This is a genomic window from Flavobacteriales bacterium (assembly GCA_013001705.1).
GTDB lineage: Bacteria > Bacteroidota > Bacteroidia > Flavobacteriales_D > JABDKJ01 > JABDLZ01.
The window spans coordinates 1-4531 of record JABDLZ010000147.1 but is presented as its reverse complement, the minus strand read 5'-3'; the positions used below and the strand labels follow the sequence as shown (position 1 = coordinate 4531).

Here is a 4531-nt window from a genome sequence, read left to right as displayed (position 1 = left end):
TCATCTATTCAAATGCGATACCAGTTTATTGGGTTGTCAGGATTCGTATCAATAAAAGAAGCCAAGTCTGAGTTGAAAGACCGAATCCACATCACTCACGCTATAGGTGGAGTTGATGGTCAGATAGTTCAATATCTTGAGATAGAGGCCTCCTCCAATGGAGTTGTGCCATGAAGAGTCCATATCGTCATCGACCCAAACCCTTCCCACATCATAGTGAGCAAAGAGACCTAAGGTCAATGGCTTTACACTGTTGGCCCTGGCCAAGTGGACACGCAACTCTGCATTGTTATACTGAGCAGCTCTTCCAGCGAAGCGGTTCCTCAGCATACCTCTTACCTCCGATTGACCTCCTACAAAGGCTGAACGGTAGAAGGGGAAATCGCCATCCAGATATTCACCTCCGCTACGCAGGGCAAGCGTAGCGCGCCCAGGCACGAATCCAATCGGGAAATAAAGCACGAGCTGACCTTGGAATTTGCTGTGGTCGAATTCCCTATCGCTATCCAGATTGAAGAGTCTTTGTGCACCCAGAAATGCATGGATACCCCGAGATGGGATCAGGCGGTCATCGTCATTCTCGAAGCGATATTCGACCCCACCCCCGTAGAATTCATCACTAACCGAAGGTATTTCAAGGGGACCTTCATACTCGTCCCTCAGGAATTCGTAGCGACTCAATTCTCCTGTCACTCTGAACTGACTACTTCCCGTAGCATTGGTCAGACTTATAAAAGGATTGAGTGACACCATGTCCAGGCGGACCCGGGTATCGCTGTTCCTCAAGCGTTCGGTATCGTTTCCGAATCCATTGTAAATAAAATTGAACGGTTGGCGGATATCGACTTCCAAGCCTAGGTCGAACGGTCCTAGAACTTCTACAAAGTGGTTAAAATATTCCACATTGAAGGCCCCGGTGCGAAAGCTGCCATTGGCCTTCACTCGCTGCTTCCGCTTATAGGGTTCTTTGTTGAATCCTTCCCTGACCCATGAGATCCCCACACCTAATAAAAGGCCGTCATCGGGATTGATACCGACAAAGGGCTGAGGTAGGTATCTATCGTAGCGGAAGGCCCTGCGTTTATAGTGGACCACGTTGGGTGCGGTCTTGAATTCTACGCGTGTCTCTCCTTTATGGATGACGGTGTTCTGGTCCCGGTCATCGTAGTAACGTGTCATATGGCGTATTCCACGGTCTTTTGAAAGGTCTATGACACTATCGCGTTCCTCCCCTCCTATGATACGCACCAGTACGCTCTTATCCACCTCTCCGGTGATATGGTAGGTGTCGTCACCATCCAGCCCGAAGAGTAACACCTCTTTGGTCTCATCTGCATGGAAGAGCCGCTCATACATGGGTTCATCCCAGACGGGCCGATCATCCTTTTTCGGATAGATAGCCACCTTGAGTCCGCCTTCTACACGCTCCAACTTGAAGTAGTCGTCCTTCATCTTCCCAGTGATGGAGACACTCTCTGCTAGGATATCATAATACTCCATAGCGATTTCCATCAAGTTGTCCCTTCGTGCTTTGAGTGTGGATTTCAAATGATCCCCATTGAATTCCAATGCTTCGGGTGGAAATCCATCTATGGCCCGATCGATGACCTCATCGGTCAAGCGCGATTGGATATATCTCACCTGCTCTTTCCAATCTTTGCGTTCTAGGGAGGTGAGCCAGGCCCTATCAAAATGCCGCGCGTTGTAATTGAGACCGCGTATATCCCTTACTTCCGGGCTGAAATCCTGAAATTTTCGGGTAAGCCATTTCCGGTTGGCAATATTGGGTAGTAGACCATCGAATTTGAAGAAAGCCTGATCACGATCCCTAGGCACCGGACGATAGATCGTATGATCCCCTTCTTCAAAAGCAATCCATCGCCACTGATCATCGTGTCTATCCCAATCACCTATGAGCATATCGAAAAGCCGATTGCGAAGAACGAATGGCTCATCGACTCTATGGGAACGCTTGTCGTGTACCTTCTCCACCACCGAGGTATATCCGATGATCTCATCGGAATCCTCGAATTCATCCAGGTCGGACATGTCGTCATCAGGACGTATCTCGAACAGACAAAAGGTCCCTCCGAATTCATCCCGAACATCGCCCAGTATGGGGTCATCAGGCACATAGACCAATCGGGGTGAGGTATGGTAGATGCCCAAGGTATCAGAGAGTGCGGGGATGACTATAGCTGCATAGGGATGAGAACCAGCTATCCCATCGTAGATGATCTTACGGACAATCGTCCTGCGTAAGCCTTTCTCCACGAGGAATTCAGCGCTTTTCTGCAGTTTTCTCAATACATACTCATGCCCATCTCCCCCGACCAGTCGCAGGCTCTTGGTCTGCATGCCGCCTCCCAATTTCACCGGGCGCAGACCGCCTTTCTCATAGTGTATATCAAGATAAGGTACTTCGATGGGGGTGGTCCACAGAGGGCGGTTGAGCTCACCCATAAAGAACTGCTCGATGCCTTTGGTATGATAGGTACTGTCCACCCAAACGGTCGCTTTCTTTCCCGCGTAACTCTTCTCAGGGACATCTATGCTCTCGTCCAATGCGATGATATCCTTCTGATAGAGGAAGGAGCGATAGACCACTTCAGGCCCTGCTTCTTCAAGAGCGATGTATTCCAGCCAGACCGATCCATCCTCAAAGTAGATGAGCCGGGATATCCCTTTCTTCTTGGAGGCACCGGCAAGTCGACTATGATCACTGACGTGCAGAGCCTTGGTAGAAGCTCCAGATATCACCAAGTGATTATTCTCCAAGGGTATATGCTGGAAATTGTATTCATGGGCAGAAGCATAGACCACCTGACCGAAGTCTGATATTGCATCGATGAGATGATCGCTCAAGTCACGATAGCGTGGATGTTGGATATCCTGCCGCTCTCCTATCGAGGAGCGGTAGAGCGGATAGAGACTGCCGATCAGTGGCAAGGGTACGTAGCCCTTATCGGTGATGTGATGTAACGGGAATATGTGATCGGACAAGGGGAATCTCCCACCTCGGTGACCAAAACTCATGACCGGATGATGGCCGATGAGCAGGGTATGTTGATTCCTACTATCCTTCAGAGCGGCCTTGACTGCGTCAATGAACCCCAACTCATCCACGGCATCGCATCCATCGGCTTGTCCTATGCTGCGCTCGTATCTATGCAGCCACCATTGGGTATCGATGGCGATGATATTGACCAGACCTTGCTCTTCTACCTCAGGTCCTGCACAGGCATTATCGGGGATGAGTGCATCCCAATCCAGTCTGTCCTGAATGTAATCCTCCAATCGCTGTACGCTCTTGCGACCTCTTCTCCCACCGTCATCCCAATCCTTGTCCCCGGGAGTGAAGAAGACCCGATCGGGATAATTCTCTGCAAAATCGAGTTGCCTATCCAATTGGAGGCGCTTTCCCTGCTCGAAGCGCTCGGCTTTTTCTTCCATACCTCGCGGTATGATCATATCTCCCAAGAAAAGCGTGAGTACATCATCAGATGCATCCATATATGGTCGGGCCAGCGCCAGCCCGATTTGTTCATCAGGTGCACCTCCCGTATTTCCTATAAGGAGGATCTCCTTATGTATCGGAGCATCCGGAAGAGAAGGGAGAAGTTCGACTTGAGCAAAAAGAAATGAGGGTATGATGGAAAGAAAAAGAGCAATGAATGCCACTGGGTAGTGAGCGATGTTGTTCGGTGCAGTCATAGTAAGAATCTACTACGCAATTTTCATGCAAGAGCCTTTTGGAACTGTTCGATGGCCTCCTTGAGAAATCGGGCATGATCTTGAGATGAAAGATCTGTCACAGAACAAACAGCACCAGTGAATTCTCCCGATCTCCACTCACCCATATCGAGCGGTGGGAAGTGACTTGGATCCACTGATTCATCGTCCCTGTAGGCCGACACGTAGAGATAGTAGGAGTCGATCACAGTATCAGGGACAGCGAGACCGTATCCGATAGCATAACCTGTGAGCTTGGCGAAGGCCCCCGTATCGAAGTGATGCGGCCATACACGTATCTCCGTATCGAGGTCGAACGCAGAGCGGATCTCTTCGCAGGATCTTTGAGCGTTATCCCGGTATGAGCAGACCTGCTCTGCACGTTGAGCATCAGGTCGCGGGTACACGTAGTCGTGTGGTATCGGTCCAGAGGGTAATCGGTAATGTAGATGAAATTCATAGTCGGCTAGTCCATTCTGCACAGCTGCGTGATGCATCCATACGATCACCTCACCATGTGTCCTACCTGCCAGTGTCAATCGTAGGGGTCTGTCCCCTATCCATTGTAGAGCCAATTCCTCACAATTGAGGATAAGCTGTCTGCCTCCAGGGGCCTCCCGACTTCGCAACAGATGGTCTCCAACTACCCACTCCAGATTGGTATGGCTATCATCCTCCTTGGATTCACAGAAATTCTTTCCAAAGGTCGCTAGGTACTGTGCGGCTCTATGCAGAGCTACGTCATAAGTCTCATTGGTCATACTCATAGGAGTTATTGATTGTGGTACTCCTTCAGCCA

Annotated in this window: 2 protein-coding genes; both read right to left on the bottom strand. The window is 49.9% G+C overall.

What is annotated here, in order from left to right:
* Positions 1-48 precede the first annotated feature (48 nt).
* Positions 49-3714, bottom strand: coding sequence for a BamA/TamA family outer membrane protein (locus tag HKN79_06100; GenBank protein ID NNC83130.1), 3666 nt, complete (start codon positions 3712-3714; stop codon positions 49-51).
* A 23-nt stretch (positions 3715-3737) separates the two neighbouring features.
* Positions 3738-4499 carry a hypothetical protein gene (locus HKN79_06095; GenBank protein ID NNC83129.1) on the bottom strand — a complete coding sequence of 254 codons (762 nt, stop codon included), beginning with the start codon at positions 4497-4499 and terminating at the stop codon, positions 3738-3740.
* Positions 4500-4531: the final 32 nt, after the last annotated feature.

Bases quoted from the DNA above. Each gene is read 5' to 3' on its own strand.
- HKN79_06100 (NNC83130.1), bottom strand. From the start codon at position 3,714: ATGACTGCACCGAACAACATCGCTCACTACCCAGTGGCATTCATTGCT.
- HKN79_06095 (NNC83129.1), bottom strand. From the start codon at position 4,499: ATGAGTATGACCAATGAGACTTATGACGTAGCTCTGCATAGAGCCGCA.